Source organism: Streptomyces sp. EDA2-14 (genome assembly GCF_054963755.1).
In genome coordinates, this window is the sequence record NZ_JBUEGE010000019.1 from 172,336 (window position 1) to 189,678 (window position 17,343).

Here is a 17,343-nt window from a genome sequence, read left to right on the forward strand (position 1 = left end):
TCGAAGGCCCTGGTTCCGTGTTGTACTTGAATGCCGTCGGACCGGATCACACCGGTCCCCGAGACGCCGAGAGGAGGCGATTCCAGTGATCAGCATCAACGCCAGCTCCATCAGCACCGCCAAAATGACCGATCGCTCGGTCGTCGTTTCCTGCCTGCTCGGCTCCTCGAACCCGGGCACCGGTCTGTCTGGCATCTCCGCCATGCGCCCGGAGTCCGGTCTGTCTCTCGCGGGTCTTCCCATCCGCGAGCGCAATGAGCGACCGACCAAGGCACCGGAAGCAGTAGCGACGGCACAGGCCCAGGCCTATGCCTTTGCGGCGGCCGGTGCCGGATTCCGGAAGCAGACGACGCAGCACCACACGATGTGGGCCTTCCGTGGGCTCGAACCCTGGAGTGATCCAGTCTGATCGACGATCAGACAGGCGCCTTCAGGGCCGCGGAACCCCACCCGGGATCCGCGGCCCTTCTGTTTTCCCGGAAGACCCAGCGATCTTCCGAGGAACCAGAGCGAAGGGGCCTCGGGACAAGAAAAGAACCCGGTACCACCGCCACCCGGCCCACCGGCCGGAACGACCAGACGAGGAAGACGAAACCGTGCAACTCGAAGCGCACGCCCCGTCCGTACCGCCTTCAGGCCCTCTTTCACCGCCCGTGTCCACGGAGGACTCCACCTTGAACCCGCTGACCGCGCTCACCGCGCTCGACGACGCCATCGAGAACCTCGACGTGCCCGTCCCCTGCCGTGCCTACGACCCCGAGGTCTTCTTCGCCGAGTCGCCGGCGGACGTCGAGTACGCCAAGTCCCTCTGCCGTACCTGCCCGCTGATGGAGGCCTGCCTCGCCGGCGCCAAGGAGCGGCGTGAGCCCTGGGGCGTCTGGGGTGGCGAGCTGTTCGTCCAGGGCGTTGTCGTCGCCCGGAAGCGGCCGCGTGGCCGCCCGCGCAAGAACCCGGTCGTGGCATGAACACCCCCGGAACGATCGACCGCCCCCTGACGCACGACCCCAAGAAGCAGGCCCCGATGAAGCCGTCCACGAGCGAGCCCGCAGGCTCCGCGATCCCAGACTTCACCACCCCCGGCGCGAACGAGTCGCGCCAGAACAGGACCCGTCAGATGCAACTCATCCCAGAAGCCCTGGCTCGTGCGCATATGCACGAGCAGCTGCGGGCGGCCGAGAGCGAACGCCGGGCCGTGAGCCTGGCCACCGCCCGCCGGATGCAGCGCCGTGCCGAGCGCGCTTCGCTGCGTGCCCGGCGTGCGCTCGCCACGGCCGTCATGCAGTAACCCAACCGTCGACCCAGCTCGTCGACACGCGCCGCCACAGTGCGGCTGCTCCCTCGGGGGCCGGTCCGAAGCGGACCGGCCCCCGAGGCGTGTGGCACCCGGCGTTCATCGGCTCATCGAGTTATCGTCACCGGGTGATGTCTCTTCCTGGCGGGGACTCCGCACAGCAGCCCGACCATCCCGACCTCGCGTGCGCGCGGTGCGGCACGACCGCCCGGGAGCTGCCGCTGACCTGGACGTGCTCCGTCGAGGGCGGCATCCGGCGCTACTTCTGCGACGCCTGCGCCCGGGAGAACATCAGGGCCATCGAAGGACGGCTCGACTCCGACTGGTGGTGATCAGGCCTCCGCGGCCGGCAGCTCCTCGGCGTGTCCCGAGTCCCCGGCCACGAAGCCCGGTACCCACGCCTCCAGCTCGTCCCGCAGCCGCACGGTGGCCCCGAGCTGACACAGCACCCCGATCGTGCTGAGCGTCACCCGATGAATCAGCAGGTACGACGGCGGCAGGTTGAGCTGCTTGCCCAGCTGATGGGCGGGTGAGCGGGGATCGGCTATCCGGGCCGCCTGATTGCGCATCCAGGACCGGGTGAACGTGAAGGCGTCGACACGGGCCGGCTCGATGATCGGCAGCAGGTAGTCGAGCACCGCGTCCGGTTCGAGCTCGATCGACTCCTTGACGAAGCCCTCTTCGCAGAGCAGCTCGTAGACCGCCGCCGCATCGCCGTCGAGCGTTCTGCGCAGGGACGCGCCGATCGGCTGGGGCAGGCCGCCGGGCAGCCGGTCGACCGTGCCGAAGTCGAGGACGCCGAGACGCCAGCAGCCCTTCTCGTCCGGCAGCAGCCGGAAGTTGCCCGGATGGGGATCCGCGTGCAGCAGGCCCGTGCGCGCGGGTCCGGAGAACAGGAAGCGGGCCAGCAGCTGCCCCGCGCGATCGCGCTCTTCCTCGCTGCCGTTGTCGATGATCTCGGCGAGCGGCGTCCCGTCCATCCACTCCGTCACCAGGACCTGCTCGCACTGGTGCACCACGTGCGGCACCACGACATCGGGGTCGTCCTCGAACTCCTCCGCGTGCGCCTGCTGGGCCTGCGCCTCCAGCGCGTAGTCCAGCTCCTCGGAGACCCGGTCGCGCAGTTCGGCGATGAGCGGCTTGATGTCCATGCCGGGGATCAGCGGGCCCAACATGCGCGCGAAGCGGCTCAGTTGGCCGAGATCCGACAGCAGGGCCTCGCCCGCGCCCGGATACTGCACCTTCACGGCGACCTTGCGGCCGTCGTGCCACACGGCGCGGTGCACCTGTCCGATCGAGGCGGCGGCCGAGGGCTTGTCGTCGAACTCGAGGAACAGCTCGCGCCATTGCTCGCCGAGCCGCTCGTCGAGGACCGCGTGCACGGTGCGGGTCGGCATCGGAGGCGCGGCCTCCTGGAGCTTCGTCAGCGCGGCGCGATACGGGCCCGCGATGTCCTCCGGCAGCGCGGATTCGAAGACGGACAGCGCCTGCCCGAACTTCATGGCCCCGCCCTTGAGTTCACCGAGAACCTTGAACAGCTGATCCGCCGTGCGCTGCTGCAGTTCCCGCCCGACGAGCTCGGCGGACTTGCCGCCGATACGTCTGCCGATGCCCCAGGTCGCGCGGCCGGCGAAGCCGATCGGCAGCGCTGCCAGCTTGGCGGTACGGGTAACCGCCTTCCGGGGAAGATCAGACATACACCCCTCCAAGTGCCGAACAGCCATGCCGCGCATGCCCGGGTGCCGTGTTGCCGACAGCCATTGCTTACCCCGCCATTGTGTCGTGCGGCTCTGCTTCCACGGAGACCTCCTGCCCGTTACCTCTCTCACCCGCACCGCAGGGGCACTGCGGATGTGGCCATACCGGTCGGGCGTGCCAGTCGAGGCCCGGCGCCGCCGCCTCCCAGCGTGCCCCCGTGGTCGACGGCAACTCACCGTCGAGGAAAGCCAGCGCATGCGCCGCCGCGAGCCCCGCGACGGCGGTGGCAAGGCCCAGGTCACAGGCCTGCACCTGACGGGCCGCGGGTCCCGAACCCCACTGGGCCAGCAGCCGGGGCCAGGTCGGATCGCGGTCCGTGCGCCCGAGGAGCAGGCAGTGCGCGCAGCCCGTCCCGCCGGGCAGCACCAGCGGTCCGACCACACCGGTGGCTTCCACGACGCCCGCGTACAGATGGGGGATGCCCGTCTCCACCAAATCCGCGACCGCGACCGGGTCGGGGGAGTGGACCGCGAGCCCGTCGCGCGGGGAGACGACCACGAGGGAGAGCGGGGGCTCTTCGGGGTGCGGCTCCGCCAGGCGCTCGGGGGTCGAGCTGCGACGGTCGGGGCGCGGTGGCCTGCTGGGCGCCATCGAGCGGACCAGCCTCCGTGCGGACACGTCCCGGCGCTCGCCCGTCGACTCCACCGGATGCCCGCCCGGCGCCACGTCCCACGGCTCGACGCAGCCGCCGTCCCGCACGTCGACATGACCGACACCCGCCGAGGCGAGGACCGAGGCGATGACGGCGCCCACCCGCCCCGCGCCTCTCACCTGGACCCGCATCGCGCGCCGAGCCGTCAACCTCACTACGGCTTCGGCCGGCTCGGATGTCGTGACCGTCAGGGCGGCGTGGTCGGGGCGGAGCCGATCCATCACGCGCGGCTGTTTGCGCAGCTGCGCCGCGGGTGCGCCGCCGCCGGTCGCGTCGTCGAGGAGCCCCGCTCCGCCCAGCCGCTCCAGGAGCGCGTCCACGTGCCCGTCCGGAAGGCCCATTCTGTGGGCCTCCTCCCGCAGGAGCGGCACCCCGCGCGTGCCGTCGAGCAGCGTGAGGAAGCTGCCGGTTGCCGTGTCGACCGGGCCCAGGACCACCGCGTGCGCCGGTGTCAGACCGAACTGCACCGTGTTCAGGTCGTGCCAGCCGCGCCGCAGGGCCGGCTTCAGGATCGGATGCATGACTGTCCCCCGTGACTGTCCCCGTGCTGTGCCGACGGCGTCGTGTCCGTCGATCGACCGCCAGCATGCCCGGACGCGGAGAGTCGTGCGGAAAGTTGTCCACAGGCTGTGGGTGATAGTCGTACTAACGGAAGGGGGAGGGGTGCGGAGCCGCACCGAAGACTTCCGGAGGCGGGACTTCCGCCCGGTCCAGCGGGTAACGTCGGGGCGTGTCCGCCGACCCACTGCACCGTGCCACGAACACGCAGCGCAGCACGACCAGCCCGCCCTCAGGAGGCCTGGGGTCGAGCGCGGTCGAGGTCCGCAGAAGCTCCCGCCGGCGCAGGACCGTCTCCGCCTACCGCGAGGGCGATCGCACCGTGGTGCTCATCCCGGCCCGCATGTCGGAGGCCGAGGAGAAGCGCTGGGTGGGCGTCATGCTCGACAAGCTCGCCGCGCAGGAGAGCAAGCGGGTGCTCGGCGACACCGAGCTCGCGGACCGCGCCGAGCGCCTGTCGGGCCAGTACCTCGAAGGCAAGGCCTGTCCCGCTTCGGTGCGGTGGGTGACGAACCAGAACACCCGGTGGGGGTCGTGCACCCCGGCCGAAGGCAGTATCCGGCTCTCCCACCGACTGCAGGGCATGCCCGAGTACGTCGTCGACTACGTACTCATCCATGAACTCGCACATCTCCTGGTCCCTGGTCACGGGCCGCGGTTCTGGCGGCTCCTGGAGGCGTACCCGCGCACCGAGCGGGCGCGCGGGTATCTCGAAGGAGTGGTCGCCGCCGACCGGCTGCCGCACCTGCCTGCCGCACGGGACGACTGAACGCTCCCGAAAACGCTTCTGTACCAGGGCTGTACCGACTTCTCCCGTTGTCGGTGATTGCGGTTAGCCTGGCGCGACGCAATCACCATCGGGATGGGGGACGGTCGTTACGCATGGCCAGGGAATTCCAACGCGGCCACAAGGCCGAGATCAGTGACCTCACCGCGGGCACGGATCTGTACGTGGGTGTACAGATCACCGGTCCCGGACTGAGCTTCGACATCAGCTGCTTCGGCCTCGACGCCGAGGAACGACTCTCCGACGACCGGTACTTCGTCTTCTTCAACCAGCCGAAGACGCCCGAGGAGTCCGTCCAACTGCTCGGCGCGCAGGCCGGCGACACGGAGTCCTTCCGCGTCACGCTGGAGAAGATCCCCGCGAACATCCACAAGCTCTCGTTCACCGCGACCGTCGACGGTGCGGGGCAGATGTCGCAGGTCGCTCCCGGCTACATCCGCATCGTCGCCGGTGGTGAGGAAGTCGCGCGGTATTCCTTCCATGGTGGTGAGTTCTCCACCGAGCGCGCCGTCATGCTGGGCGATTTCTACCTGAAGGACGTGTGGCGCTTCGCCGCCGTCGGGCAGGGCTTCGACGGGGGCCTGGACGCGCTGCTGAGGAACTTCGGTGGCGAGGTCGCCGAGGAGGAGGAGCCCACCGCGGCGCCGCAGCAGTCCGCGGCCCCCGGTTTCGCGCCGCCCGCCCAGGCCACCGAACCGCCGGCCTTCGCGGCGCCCGCGCCCGCACCCGCACCGGCGCCTGCTCCGGCTCCCGCGCCTGCTCCCGCACCCCCGCCGGCCCCCGAGCCTTCGGTGCACGCGGCGCCCACCATCGCGGCCCCGCTCGCCACGCCGCCCGGCACGGTGCCGCCCCCGCCGGCCCCGGCGCCGACCGCTCCGCCCGCGCACGGGCAGCAGCCTCCCCAGCCGCCGCAGTTCGGCCAGGTCCCCGGCCAGGGCAGCGCGCCCCTGCCGCCCGGCTACGGCCAGCAGCCCCAGACACCGCCCGCCCCGCAGGGCTTCGGCCAGCAGCCCCCGACGCCCCCTGCCCAGCAGGTCTTCGGCCAGCCCCCGGCGGCCCCCGCACCGCAGGGCGTCCCGCAGCAGGCCGCCGCGCCGGGAGTGGCCGCCGCCCTGGAGAAGTTCCGTGAGGCCCCCACGGGCCAGCGCTGGACACTCCAGAACAAGAAGCTGATCCGTGTCGACCTCGGCGCAAGCGGCGACCAGCCCGTCCTCGCCCGCCAGGGCAGCATGGTGCTCTACCAGGGCAAGGTCGAATTCAGCTACAAGGGCGCCGGATTCGCGGGCCGCATCGTGGGCAATGCCACCGGCCAGGAGATGCAGCTGATGCGCTGCTCCGGCCGTGGCCAGGTCTTCTTCGCGGAAGAGGCCACCCATGTGCACCCCATCGAGCTCCAGGGCGACGCGATCTGCGTCTCCGCGGAGAACGTCCTGGCGTTCGACGAGAGCCTCCAGCACGAGGTGCGCAGGATCGAAGGGCACGGCATCCCCGGAGGCGCCCTGTTCGTCCTCCAGTTCCAGGGCACCGGAACGGTCGTCGTGAAGACCCACGGCACGCCCGTCGTCCTGCCGGTCACGCCCACCACGTTCGCCGACTCCAACGCCGTCGTGGCCTGGTCCGCGGCCGCGCAGGCGATCGTCTCCAACCAGGTCCGCATGCGCCGCAACGCCTATCCGGGCGACAGCGGCGAAGGCGTCAACCTGCAGTTCCGGGGCGCACCCGGCAACTTCATCGTCGTCCAGCCGTACGAGGTCTGAGGGAGCCCGTCATGAACCAGCCGCTCGCGGGCTTCGCCCCGACCCCGGTAGCCGCCCGCATGGAGAACCACGGCAGCAACATGCTGAAGGTCGCCATGCAGACCGGAAACGACCTCTTCGCGCGCGTGGGCTCGATGGTCGCCTACGAAGGCTTCGTCCAGTACGAGCCCAACCCGCCCGCCGTCCGCCAGGTCGCCCGTGACTGGATCACGGGCGAGGGCGCGCCTCTCATGAAGTGCTCCGGCGACGGACTGCTCTACCTCGCCGACTACGGCGCCGACGTCGTCGTCATCAACCTCGGTGGCGAGTCGATCTCCGTCAACGGCACCAACCTCCTCGCTTTCGACGCGCACCTCCAGTGGGGCGTCGAGCGTGTGAAGGGGCTCGCCAAGTTCACCGGGCAGGGCCTGTGGAACATCACGGTCGGCGGCCAGGGACACGTCGCGCTGACCTCGCGCGGCACCCCAATCGTGGTCGACTGCGGCCGCGGCGAGGACGAGACCTACGTGGACCCCGACGCGCTCATCGCCTGGTCGCCCAGCCTGAAGGTGAAGGGCAAGCGCAGCTTCCGGGCCGGCTCGCTCATCGGGCGCGGCAGCGGCGAGGCCTACCAGATGGGCTTCTCCGGGGAAGGCATCGTCGTCGTACAGCCCAGTGAGGACAGCACCGACCGCCTCCGAGCACGGGGCTGAGGGGGAACGAACACACCATGCAGAGCCCGCTTTTCTCGTACACCGAGCAGCAGACCCAGGAGCGCTACACGGTGCAGAACCCGCAGATGCTGCGGGTCGCCCTGGAGGGCCACGACGACATCCTCGCCCGCAAGGGCGCGATGGTCGCCTACCAGGGGCTGATGGAGTTCGACGGCGAGTACCAGACGCACGGCCAGCGGCGCGCCCGCGCGCACACCGGCGAGGGCCTCAGCCTGATGCGCTGCCACGGCCAGGGCACCGTCTACCTGGCGAACCTCGCCCAGTACATCCACGTAGTGGATGTCGAGCAGGACGGACTGACCGTCGACAGCAGCTACGTGCTGGCGATGGACTCGTCGCTGCACCACGAGGTCGTCGCGGTGGACAGCCAGTTCGGCATCTCCGGATCGGGCAAGTACCAGCTCAACATCACCGGGCACGGCAAGGTCGCGCTGATGACGTCGGGGCAGCCGCTGATGCTCCAGGTCACGCCCGACCGCTACGTCAACGCGGATGCGGACGCGATCGTCGCCTGGTCCACCGGGCTTCGGGTGCAGATGCAGGCGCAGACGCATTCCTCGGGCGTCTGGCGGCGCCGGGGCAGCACGGGCGAGGGCTGGGAGCTCAGCTTCATGGGCAGCGGTTACGCGCTCGTCCAGCCCAGCGAGCTGCTGCCGCCGCAGAACGCGGGCATCGGCGGGGGCCTCGCCGCGCAGTACGGGATGGGACAGCAGGGCGCCCGCGGCCAGAACCAGGGGAACGTCTGGAGCTAGCGCTCCAGGGATAGAAGAGATGCGTGAGGGGCGAGCGCCCATGGCGCTCGCCCCTTACGCCTGTCCTCAGGCATGTCCTCTTCAGAGCCGCGCCCGCGTGGCCTCCACCAGGCGCACGACAGAGGCGTCGGCGACATCCGCCACCTCGTCGTACGCGAACCAGCGCAGGTCCAGGGACTCGTCGCTGATCGCCTCCGTGGCGTCCGACGGGGCGAGCGCCGCGTACTGCACGTCCAGGTGCTGGGTGCACGGCCCCGGAATCGCGTGCCGGTCCAGGCGGACCGGTCCGCCGTCGAGGAGCGTGAGGCCGGGGATGCCCGACTCCTCCGTCGCCTCGCGCAGTGCCGCGGCCCGCAGCGTCGCGTCGCCCTGCTCGCAGTGCCCACCCATCTGAAGCCACATCCGCAGCTTCTTGTGGAGCGTGAGCAGCACGCGCCCGCGCGCGGGGTCGACGACCAGGGCGCTCGCCGTGATGTGCCCCGCGGTGCAGGGCTTCCACAGGCCGTCGGCGCCGTGCTCCGACAGATGGTCCAGGTACGCCTGGCGCAGTTCCGGCTGGTCCTCGTAGCCCTTGAGCACGAGGACCGTGTCGTCGTACAGGCTCACTTGTCGGAGTCGTCCTCGCCCTTGTCGTCCTGGCCCTTGTCGCCCTCGTCCTTCTTCAGGTCCGGCTTGTCACCGGAGCCGCTCGCGGCCTCGCCGAGCATCTTGTCGATCTCGGAGAAGTCCAGCTGCTCGTCGCGGTGCACGAAGCCGTCCGGGTCGTCCAGGTCGGACGCCGTCGGCAGCATGTCCGGGTGCGCCCACAGGCCGTCACGCCCGTCCACACCGCGCGCGTCCGTGAGCGAGGCCCACAGGCGCGAGGCGTCGCGCAGACGGCGCGGACGCAGCTCCAGACCGATCAGCGTCGCGAACGTCTGCTCCGCGGGACCACCGGTCGCGCGGCGGCGGCGCAGCGTCTCGCGCAGCGCGTCGGCGGACGACAGACGCGGCTTCGCGGCCGCGTGGACCACCGCGTCGACCCAGCCCTCGACGAGCGCGAGAGCCGTCTCCAGGCGGGCCAGGGCCGCCTTCTGCTCCGGGGTGTCCTCCGGCTGGAACATGCCCTGCTGGAGCGCTTCCTGGATCTGCTCCGGGTTCTGCGGGTCGAACTGGCCGACCACGTCCTCCAGCTTCGTGGTGTCGACCTTGATCCCGCGCGCGTACCCGTCGACCGCACCGAACAGGTGCGAGCGCAGCCACGGCACGTGCGAGAACAGCCGCTGGTGGGCGGCCTCGCGCAGCGCCAGGTAGAGGCGGACCTCCTCCATGGGGACGCCGAGGTCCTTGCCGTACGACTCGATGTTCAGCGGCAGCAGCGCGGCCTTGCCGGCCGGGGCCAGGGGCAGGCCGATGTCCGTGGAACCGACGACCTCGCCCGCGAGGACGCCGATGGCCTGGCCGATCTGCTGGCCGAACATGGCGCCGCCCATGGAGCGCATCATGCCGATCAGCGGGCCCGCCATGGCCTGCATCTCTTCGGGCAGTACGTCGCCCATGGCCATGCCGACGCGCTCGGCGACCGGGTCGACGAGCTCCTTCCACACAGGGAGGGTCGCCTCGACCCACTCGGCGCGGCTCCAGGCCACCGCCGAGTGCGCGCCCGAAGGCAGCGACGTCGCGTCGTCCAGCCACAGGTCGGCCAGGCGCACGGCCTCCTCGACCGCGGTGCGCTCGGCGGGACCCACGCTGCTGTCCTTGACGCCGTCCTGCGTGCCCTGGGAGACGGTCTGGCGGGCGATGTCCTTGGCCATGTCCCAGTTCACCGGGCCGCCCTCGTAGGAGAGCATCTGCCCGAGCTGCTGGAAGGCCGCCCCCAGATCGTTCGGATTCATCGAGCCGAACATGGCTGCGAACGGGTTGTCCCCGCCCTCGCCGCCAGGGCCGCCCGCGCCGGGCAGGCCCGGGAACCCGAATCCGAACGGGCCGGCCGGTCCCTGACCGCCACCGCCCTGCTGGTCCTTCTTCTTGCCCTCGTCGCCGTCTTCCGGCTCCTCCGGCGGAAGGCCGAAACCGAATGGGGTGTCACTCACGGGATTCCTCGGCTGGTTGGGCCGCCGGTTTCTGGGCCCGGCGGCGACTGCCCGACTACACACCCAGCGTAGACACCATGACCGGATCGGGCCTCAGTGCTTCGCCGACGAATGGCCTGCGGCAGGATGGATGCCTCCTGGTACGTACGCGTCATACAGGTACGTACTGAAGACAACCGCTGGAGACGCCCGGTGAGTTCCCCAGATCCGCAGGTTCGCGCAGCGCGAAACCCCACATCCAGTCCGGCCGTGCGCGGCCCCGTCGTCGCGGTCACCGGTGCCGCGACCGGCATCGGTGCCCTGCTCACCGAGCGGCTCGCCGCGTCGGAGGAGATCAAGCAGGTCCTGGCCATCGACGAGCGGCGCGGCGAGTGCGCGTCCGCGACCTGGCACGTCCTGGACGTCCGGGATCCGGCCATCGCCGAGAAACTGCGCGGCGCGGACGTCGTCGTGCACCTGGCCCTCGACCTCGACCTGGAGTCCGACCCCGCGGCCCGCACCGCGTACAACGTGCGGGGCACCCAGACCGTCCTGACCGCCGCGGCCGCCGCGGGCGTGCACCGGGTCGTCCTGTGCACCTCGACGATGGTCTACGGAGCCCTCGAGGACAACGAGCTGCCGCTCGCCGAGGACGCGGAGCTGCGCGCCACCGCGGAGGCGACCGGGGTCGGTGACCTCCTGGAGGTCGAGCGGCTCGCGCGCCGCGCCCCCCGCGCGCACCCCGGCCTGAACGTCACGGTGGTGCGCCCCGCGGTGCTCGTCGGAGGCACGGACACGGCGCTGACCAGGTACTTCGAGTCGCCGCGCCTCCTTGTGGTGGCCGGTTCCCGGCCCGCCTGGCAGTTCTGCCACGTGGACGACCTGTGCAGCGCCCTGGAGCACGCGGCCCTGGAGAAGGTCGACGGGGAACTCGCGGTCGGCTGCGACGGGTGGCTCGAGCAGGAGGAGGTCGAGGAGCTCAGCGGGATCCGCCGCATGGAGCTGCCCTCCGCCGTCGCCCTGGGCGCCGCGGCCCGGCTGCACCGGATCGGCCTGACGCCCTCCCCGGCGGGCGACCTCGCCTACACGATGTACCCGTGGGTGGTGAGCGGGAGCCGGCTGCACGACTCCGGGTGGCGCCCCCAGTGGACCAACGAGGAGGTCCTCGCGGAGCTGCTCGAGGAGGTCGCGGGCCGGCGCACCGTGGCGGGCCGACGCCTCGGCCGCAAGGACGCGACGGCGGCCGGTGCCGCGGGCGCGACCGTCGCCCTTCTGGGTACGGCGGCCGTGGTGCGGCGGGTACGAAAGGCGCGGCGGCGCATCTGACCGGCGCGGCCCACCTGTAGGAGGCTCCAATCCGGTACGCGTGCGTGCCGGTCGAAAACGCTATTCACGGTTGTCGGCGGTGTGCGGCACGATGAGTGCATGGCACCCACCGAGCACGAGCACCCCGGCGAGCTGCGGGCACAGGACCCGATCAAGCTGCTCGCCGTCCGAGAGACGCCGCTCTCCGTCGACGAGGTCTTCCGGGCCGTCGGCGACGACGCCGCAGGCGGCACCGCGCTCTTCGTGGGGACCGTGCGCAATCACGACGGCGGGGCCGACGTGGACAAGCTCGGCTACTCCTGCCATCCGAGCGCGGAGGCGGAGATGCGGCGCGTGGCCGAGAAGGTCGTCGCCGAGTACCCGGTGCGGGCCCTCGCGGCCGTGCACCGGGTCGGCGATCTGACGGTGGGCGATCTCGCGGTCGTCGTCGCCGTGTCCTGTCCGCACCGGGGGGAGGCCTTCGAGGCCTGCCGCAAGCTGATCGACGACCTGAAGCACGAAGTGCCGATCTGGAAGCACCAGACGTTCTCGGACGGCACCGAGGAGTGGGTCGGCGCCTGCTAGCCGACTCCCTTCCGGCCCAAGGTCGTTCCGGTTGCGTAACCGACCCCCTGCGGCGAGCGTTGGGACTGCGGATGGTTAATCTGCTGATACGTCAGTGGCAGTCGCTCATGGGGTCGGGAGGTCGGCATGGCAGCGCTCCTGTGGCTGCTTGTTCCGGTGGTCGCAGCGGTGGCCGCTGGACTGTGGGGCATCTGGGCCGGCCGCGAGCGCCACAAGACCGGTGATGTCACCGAGCTCAGTGGGTACGCGCGATTCCGTGAGGCCATGGAGAAGTCGCATCAGGGGACCTGAGTGCCGGGGCACCTGAAGGGCCCGGCCCCACAGGTGCACTGACAGAGTCGTCCCGTACTGTCGTTCCATGCCACGCCGCACTGCGACGATGCTCGCCTCGACCCTGATGCTGATCGCGCTCTTGTGCGCGGGGGTGCTCATCAAAGTGCCCTACGCCGAGATGTCTCCGGGACCGACGGTGAACACGCTCGCGGACCACGGCGGCGAGCCCGTCATCCAGATCTCCGGCCACAAGACGTACGACACGTCGGGCCACCTGAACATGACGACGGTCCGCGTCACCAGCGCCGACTACAACATGAACCTCGTGTCGGCCGTCTACGGGTGGCTCGCGCACGACAGCATCGTGGTGCCGCACGAGACGCTCTACCCGGACGGCCAGACCGAGCAGCAGTCCTCGCAGCAGAACGCCGAGGAGTTCAGCCAGTCCCAGGAGAGCGCCAAGGTGGCGGCGCTGGAAGAGCTGGGCATCCCGGTGAAGTCCTGGGTGATCGCCTCCAGCATCGTCAAGGACAGCCCGGCCCAGGGCCGGCTGCACGCCGGTGACGTCATCAAGTCCGTCGACGGCACCAAGGTCACCAAGCCCGCCGACGTCGCCAAGCTCGTCACCAAGCACAAGCCGGGCGAGAACGTCGTCTTCGAGGTCGTGCCCGTCAAGGAGGCGGCCGCCGCCGAGAAGGCCGGCAAGGAAGCCACCCGTACGGAGAACGTGACGATCAAGACGGAGAAGGCCGAGGACGGCCGCGCGATCGTCGGCATCCAGGCGGGGACCGACCACACGTTCCCGTTCCAGATCGACATCAAGCTCGCCGACGTGGGCGGGCCGAGCGCGGGCCTGATGTTCTCCCTCGGCATCGTCGACAAGCTCTCGTCGGAGGACCTGACCGGCGGAAAGTTCGTGGCCGGCACCGGCACCATCGACGACGACGGCAAGGTCGGCCCCATCGGCGGCATCGGCATGAAGACCGTCGGCGCGCGCGACAAGGGCGCCCAGTACTTCCTGACGCCGAAGGACAACTGCGCGACCGCGGCCAAGGACACCCCGGACGGCCTGACCCTGGTCAAGGTGGACACCCTGGACGACGCGATGGGCGCACTGAAGGACATCCGCAACGGCGACACGGCGGACCTGCCCACATGCTCGGCCAAGAGCTGAGCAGTCGCGAACACCGCACTACGTAGAGGGGCGCCACCGGAACCGACCGGTGGCGCCCCTCTACGTAGGCGAAGAGAACGTCAGTCGGCGAACGTCGCCGACAGGGCCTCCGCGAGCCCCGGTACGAGATTCGAGCCCGTGAGGACCTCGGTCGTCGCGTCCTTCTCGCGCAACCGCAGCGCCGAGTCGCGGGTGCCGTCGCGCAGCACGCCGACCGTCATGCGGACCTCCTGGCGGTCCGGGTGCTCGGCCACCCACTTGGTGAGCTTCGCGTCGCTGAGCCCCTCGGGGACGGACGCCTCCGCCGACGGCGGCAGCATGAGGCGCTCGACCGTCAGCGCGCAGCCCACGACGGCGTCGGGCCACGCGATGGTGCCGAGGAACTCGTCCAGCGGCTTGCCGGCAGGAATCTCGTCCTGCTCGATCGGGGTGAGGCCGGGGGCTTCCTGCTCGCCCTCGAGCCCGAGCTGGGCGGCGAGAGCGGGTTCCTGGGCGCGCAGCGCGGCCGTGTCGACGAGGGCGAAGAGGCGAGCGGGCTGGTCCCAGCCAAGCCCGGAGGCGTACTCGTCGATCTCGAGTACGGCGCGGGTGAGGGGGCTCGCTGCCATGGGAGTGTTGGACATGGTCACAATCCTGCCTCGTTCCTGCCCCGAACCGGGAACTGAGTAAAGCGTGAGTAAGTTGCATAGGTGATGGGTCCGCGATCTCGGGGGCCCGACCGACCGAAAATCGAACTTCGAGGTGCACACCTTGGCTTTCCAGATGCCGGACCGCGGCGGGGGCCCGACAGGACCGCGGATCAGAGTCGGCCGACCCTCCCGGCGTGCCCGGACGCTGTTGTTGACCTTGGGCGTCCTGGCCGTGCTCGGCATGGTCTTCGTCATGTTCGCCGGGTTCTGGACCGACTGGCTCTGGTACCGGTCGGTCAAGTTCTCGTCCGTCTTCACGACTCAGCTGTGGACGAAGATCGGGCTCTTCTTCGTCTTCGGCATCCTGATGGCGCTCGCCGTCGGGGTGAACGTGTGGCTGGCGCACCGGCTGCGTCCACCGCTGAGCGCCATGTCGATGGAGCAGCAGAGCCTTGATCGCTACCGGATGGGCATCGCGCCCTTCAAGCGATGGCTGCTCGTCGGCATCACCGCCCTTGTGGGGCTCATCGCGGGAGCCTCGGCCGCCAGCCAGTGGCGTACGTGGCTGATGTTCGTGAACGGCGTGCCGTTCAACCAGAAGGACCCGCAGTTCCACATGGACGTGGGCTTCTACGCGTTCGATCTGCCCTGGTACCGCTTCCTGCTCGGCTTCGGGTTCGCGGCAGCCGTCATCGGCCTGGTCGCCGCGGCGCTGACGCACTACCTGTACGGCGGCCTGCGCGTCACCAGCCCGGGGGCACGCGCCACGGCGGCGGCGACGGGGCACCTCTCCGTCCTGCTGGGCGTGTTCGTGGCCCTGAAGGCGGTCGCGTACTGGCTCGACCGGTACGGGCTCGCGGTGAAGCAGAGCGACTTCAAGGCGACGGACAACTGGACCGGCCTGAGGTACGTCGATGCGAACGCGTATTTGCCCGCGAAGACGATCCTGTTCTGCATCGCCGTCATCTGCGCGATCCTCTTCTTCGCGACCCTGTGGCGGCGCACCTGGCAACTGCCGGTCATCGGCTTCGGCCTGATGGTGCTCTCGGCGATCCTGATCGGCGGCCTGTACCCGGCCATCGTCCAGAAGTTCCAGGTCCAGCCGAACGAGCAGTCCAAGGAAGCCCCGTACATCAAGAAGAACATCGAGGCGACCCGTAAGGCCTACGGCATCGACAATGCCAAGCCGGTGGACTACAAGGGCAAGGGTTCGGACGACGCCAAGAAGCAGCGCACGGAGTCCGACTCCGCGGCGAGCTACCGGCTCAACGACCCGAACATCGTCTCGCCCACCTTCCAGCAGCTCGAACAGCAGCGGAAGTACTACCAGTTCCCGACGACCCTGGACGTGGACCGCTACAACGGCCAGGACACCGTGGTGGGTCTGCGCGAGCTGAACCTGAGCAAGCTCGACAAGCGCAACTGGATCAACGACCACTTCGTCTACACGCACGGCTACGGAGCAGTGACGGCGAAGGGCACGGAGACCTCCGGCGGCGCCCCGCAGTTCACCGAGTCGGGCCTGCCGACCACCGGCGACCTCGGCGACTACAACCAGCGCATCTACTACGGCGAGAAGACCTCGCAGTACTCGATCGTCGGTGGGCCGCAGAAGGAGCTGGACTACGAGCAGGACGACGGCACCCAGAAGACGACCAGCTACAAGGGCAAGGGCGGCGTCAATCTGGCGAACCCGCTCAACCGCGCCGCGTACGCCGTCGCCTTCAGTGAGCCGCAGATCCTGTACTCGGGGGCCATCGGCGACGGCTCGCGGATCCTCTACAACCGCACTCCGAAGGAGCGCGTCGAGGCCGTCGCGCCGTGGCTGACGATCGACGGAGACCCGTACCCGACGGTCGTGAACGGCAAGATCAAGTGGGTCATCGACGCCTACACGACGTCGAACGGCTATCCCTACGCGTCCCGTACGACGCTGGGCGACAGCACCGCCGACTCGCTCAACGAGGCGGACAGCCAGCGCGCCGTGGTGGCCCAGCAGAACCAGGTCAACTACATCCGCAACTCGGTGAAGGCGACCGTCGACGCGGGCACGGGTGAGGTCAAGCTCTACACCTGGGACAACAAGGACCCGGTCCTGAAGACCTGGAAGAAGGCCTTCCCCGGCACGGTCGAGCCCAAGAGCGCGATCCCGGCCTCCCTGAAGGAACACCTGCGCTACCCGCAGGACATGTTCAAGGTCCAGCGTGAGCTGCTCAGCCTCTACCACGTGACGAACTCGAACCAGTTCTACAACGCGTCCGACGCCTGGCAGGTGCCGAACGACCCGACCAAGAAGGACAACAGCGCGGTTCCGCCGTACTACCTGTCCATGAAGATGCCGGGTCAGACCAGTCAGCAGTTCTCGCTGACGACGACGTTCACACCGAGCGGCCGGCCCAACCTGAGAGCGTTCATGGCGGTCGACGCCGACGCGACCAGTAAGGACTACGGCGCCATAAGGCTCCTCAGAGTCACCGAGGACAAGGTCGCGGGACCCGAGCAGGTGCAGAACACGCTCAACTCGTCGAACACCGTGGCCAACTGGGTGCGCGACATGAAGGGCGCCGACTCGACGGTCCTGTACGGCAATCTGCTGACGGTGCCGCTCGACAAGGGCTTCCTCTACGTGGAGCCGATCTACGCCCAGGGCCGCAACGCCGAGTACCCACTCATGCGTAAGGTCGCGGTCAGTTACGGCAACAAGATCGGTTTCGCGGACTCCCTGTCCGAGGCGCTCAACCAGGCCTTCGACGTGGAGGGGAGCACGCCTTCCGAACCGGAGAAGCCCGGCGGCGACACGCAGACGCCGGAGAACTCGACGGTGAAGGAGGCGCTCGCCGACGCGGACAAGGCGTTCCAGGACGGCCAGAAGGCCCTCAAGGACAACGACTGGACCGCGTACGGCAAGGCCCAGGACCGCCTGCAGGACGCCCTGGAGCGTGCCGAGGACGCGCAGAACAAGGCCGACAAGGCCGCCGGGGACAACAAGAACGACAAGAGCGACAAGAACAGTGGTGACAAGGAGGCTGCCGGTAGCTGACTGGTCGGATGACCCCTC

Annotated in this window: 18 protein-coding genes; 13 read left to right on the top strand and 5 right to left on the bottom strand. The window is 69.7% G+C overall.

Annotated elements, in window-relative coordinates:
* Positions 1-85: 85 nt before the first annotated feature.
* The 4 genes from ACY34M_RS33590 to ACY34M_RS33605 all read left to right on the top strand — a co-directional run bounded on the left by ACY34M_RS33590 (position 86) and on the right by ACY34M_RS33605 (position 1,623).
* Positions 86-409, top strand: coding sequence for a hypothetical protein (locus ACY34M_RS33590; RefSeq protein ID WP_462722036.1), 324 nt, complete (start codon positions 86-88; stop codon positions 407-409).
* A 187-nt stretch (positions 410-596) separates the two neighbouring features.
* Positions 597-965 carry a WhiB family transcriptional regulator gene (locus ACY34M_RS33595; RefSeq protein WP_399237289.1) on the top strand — a complete coding sequence of 123 codons (369 nt, stop codon included), beginning with the start codon at positions 597-599 and terminating at the stop codon, positions 963-965.
* On the top strand, positions 962-1,285 hold the full coding sequence (locus ACY34M_RS33600; RefSeq protein WP_462722035.1) for a hypothetical protein: 324 nt from the start codon (positions 962-964) through the stop codon (positions 1,283-1,285). Before ACY34M_RS33595 ends, ACY34M_RS33600 begins: the two co-directional genes overlap by 4 nt.
* Positions 1,286-1,422: 137 nt before the next feature.
* On the top strand, positions 1,423-1,623 hold the full coding sequence (locus tag ACY34M_RS33605; RefSeq protein ID WP_462722176.1) for a hypothetical protein: 201 nt from the start codon (positions 1,423-1,425) through the stop codon (positions 1,621-1,623).
* On the opposite strand, the gene ACY34M_RS33610 is transcribed toward ACY34M_RS33605, so the two are convergent.
* Both ACY34M_RS33610 and ACY34M_RS33615 read right to left on the bottom strand, forming a co-directional pair.
* Positions 1,624-2,988, bottom strand: a complete 1,365-nt coding sequence (locus ACY34M_RS33610; RefSeq protein ID WP_462722034.1) for an ABC1 kinase family protein — start codon at positions 2,986-2,988, stop codon at positions 1,624-1,626.
* A gap of 67 nt (positions 2,989-3,055) precedes the next feature.
* Positions 3,056-4,222, bottom strand: coding sequence for a TOMM precursor leader peptide-binding protein (locus tag ACY34M_RS33615; RefSeq protein WP_462722033.1), 1,167 nt, complete (start codon positions 4,220-4,222; stop codon positions 3,056-3,058).
* A 209-nt stretch (positions 4,223-4,431) separates the two neighbouring features.
* Between ACY34M_RS33615 and ACY34M_RS33620 the strand changes: the two genes are divergently transcribed.
* The 4 genes from ACY34M_RS33620 (at position 4,432) to ACY34M_RS33635 (ending at position 8,268) form a co-directional block, all read left to right on the top strand.
* Entirely contained in the window at positions 4,432-5,028 is a 597-nt protein-coding gene (locus ACY34M_RS33620) for a M48 metallopeptidase family protein (protein WP_462722032.1), read from the top strand.
* Positions 5,029-5,141: 113 nt separating this feature from the next.
* Positions 5,142-6,803, top strand: a complete 1,662-nt coding sequence (locus tag ACY34M_RS33625; RefSeq protein WP_462722031.1) for a TerD family protein — start codon at positions 5,142-5,144, stop codon at positions 6,801-6,803.
* 11 nt (positions 6,804-6,814) lie between these two features.
* Positions 6,815-7,495, top strand: a complete 681-nt coding sequence (locus ACY34M_RS33630) for an AIM24 family protein (protein ID WP_306324306.1) — start codon at positions 6,815-6,817, stop codon at positions 7,493-7,495.
* A gap of 17 nt (positions 7,496-7,512) precedes the next feature.
* Entirely contained in the window at positions 7,513-8,268 is a 756-nt protein-coding gene (locus tag ACY34M_RS33635) for an AIM24 family protein (RefSeq protein WP_462722030.1), read from the top strand.
* Between the two features lie 81 nt (positions 8,269-8,349).
* Here ACY34M_RS33635 and ACY34M_RS33640 read toward each other — a convergent pair whose 3' ends face one another.
* Entirely contained in the window at positions 8,350-8,874 is a 525-nt protein-coding gene (locus tag ACY34M_RS33640) for an NUDIX hydrolase (protein WP_462722029.1), read from the bottom strand.
* Positions 8,871-10,340, bottom strand: coding sequence for a zinc-dependent metalloprotease (locus tag ACY34M_RS33645; RefSeq protein WP_462722028.1), 1,470 nt, complete (start codon positions 10,338-10,340; stop codon positions 8,871-8,873). The genes ACY34M_RS33640 and ACY34M_RS33645 overlap by 4 nt, the downstream gene beginning before the upstream one ends.
* Before the next feature lie 192 nt (positions 10,341-10,532).
* On the opposite strand from ACY34M_RS33645, the gene ACY34M_RS33650 reads away from it, so the two are divergent.
* From ACY34M_RS33650 to ACY34M_RS33665, 4 genes are all read left to right on the top strand, one after another.
* Positions 10,533-11,645, top strand: a complete 1,113-nt coding sequence (locus tag ACY34M_RS33650; protein ID WP_462722027.1) for an SDR family oxidoreductase — start codon at positions 10,533-10,535, stop codon at positions 11,643-11,645.
* A gap of 99 nt (positions 11,646-11,744) precedes the next feature.
* A complete protein-coding gene (locus ACY34M_RS33655) occupies positions 11,745-12,209 on the top strand; it encodes a molybdenum cofactor biosynthesis protein MoaE (protein WP_462722026.1) in 465 nt (154 codons plus the stop codon).
* Between the two features lie 126 nt (positions 12,210-12,335).
* On the top strand, positions 12,336-12,500 hold the full coding sequence (locus tag ACY34M_RS33660) for a hypothetical protein (protein ID WP_462722025.1): 165 nt from the start codon (positions 12,336-12,338) through the stop codon (positions 12,498-12,500).
* A 67-nt stretch (positions 12,501-12,567) separates the two neighbouring features.
* A complete protein-coding gene (locus ACY34M_RS33665; RefSeq protein ID WP_462722024.1) occupies positions 12,568-13,656 on the top strand; it encodes a YlbL family protein in 1,089 nt (362 codons plus the stop codon).
* Positions 13,657-13,736: 80 nt separating this feature from the next.
* Here ACY34M_RS33665 and ACY34M_RS33670 read toward each other — a convergent pair whose 3' ends face one another.
* Entirely contained in the window at positions 13,737-14,279 is a 543-nt protein-coding gene (locus ACY34M_RS33670) for a PPA1309 family protein (RefSeq protein WP_462722023.1), read from the bottom strand.
* Positions 14,280-14,418: 139 nt separating this feature from the next.
* On the opposite strand from ACY34M_RS33670, the gene ACY34M_RS33675 reads away from it, so the two are divergent.
* Positions 14,419-17,325, top strand: a complete 2,907-nt coding sequence (locus tag ACY34M_RS33675; protein ID WP_462722175.1) for a UPF0182 family membrane protein — start codon at positions 14,419-14,421, stop codon at positions 17,323-17,325.
* Positions 17,326-17,343 lie beyond the last annotated feature (18 nt).

Excerpts from the sequence above, each read along its gene's own strand:
- ACY34M_RS33625 (WP_462722031.1), top strand. The coding sequence starts at position 5,142 with ATGGCCAGGGAATTCCAACGCGGCCACAAGGCCGAGATCAGTGACCTC.
- ACY34M_RS33630 (WP_306324306.1), top strand. The coding sequence starts at position 6,815 with ATGAACCAGCCGCTCGCGGGCTTCGCCCCGACCCCGGTAGCCGCCCGC.
- ACY34M_RS33600 (WP_462722035.1), top strand. The coding sequence starts at position 962 with ATGAACACCCCCGGAACGATCGACCGCCCCCTGACGCACGACCCCAAG.
- ACY34M_RS33670 (WP_462722023.1), bottom strand. The coding sequence starts at position 14,279 with ATGTCCAACACTCCCATGGCAGCGAGCCCCCTCACCCGCGCCGTACTC.
- ACY34M_RS33655 (WP_462722026.1), top strand. The coding sequence starts at position 11,745 with ATGGCACCCACCGAGCACGAGCACCCCGGCGAGCTGCGGGCACAGGAC.
- ACY34M_RS33605 (WP_462722176.1), top strand. The coding sequence starts at position 1,423 with ATGTCTCTTCCTGGCGGGGACTCCGCACAGCAGCCCGACCATCCCGAC.
- ACY34M_RS33665 (WP_462722024.1), top strand. The coding sequence starts at position 12,568 with ATGCCACGCCGCACTGCGACGATGCTCGCCTCGACCCTGATGCTGATC.
- ACY34M_RS33610 (WP_462722034.1), bottom strand. The coding sequence starts at position 2,988 with ATGTCTGATCTTCCCCGGAAGGCGGTTACCCGTACCGCCAAGCTGGCA.
- ACY34M_RS33660 (WP_462722025.1), top strand. The coding sequence starts at position 12,336 with ATGGCAGCGCTCCTGTGGCTGCTTGTTCCGGTGGTCGCAGCGGTGGCC.
- ACY34M_RS33615 (WP_462722033.1), bottom strand. The coding sequence starts at position 4,222 with ATGCATCCGATCCTGAAGCCGGCCCTGCGGCGCGGCTGGCACGACCTG.
- ACY34M_RS33675 (WP_462722175.1), top strand. The coding sequence starts at position 14,419 with ATGCCGGACCGCGGCGGGGGCCCGACAGGACCGCGGATCAGAGTCGGC.
- ACY34M_RS33635 (WP_462722030.1), top strand. The coding sequence starts at position 7,513 with ATGCAGAGCCCGCTTTTCTCGTACACCGAGCAGCAGACCCAGGAGCGC.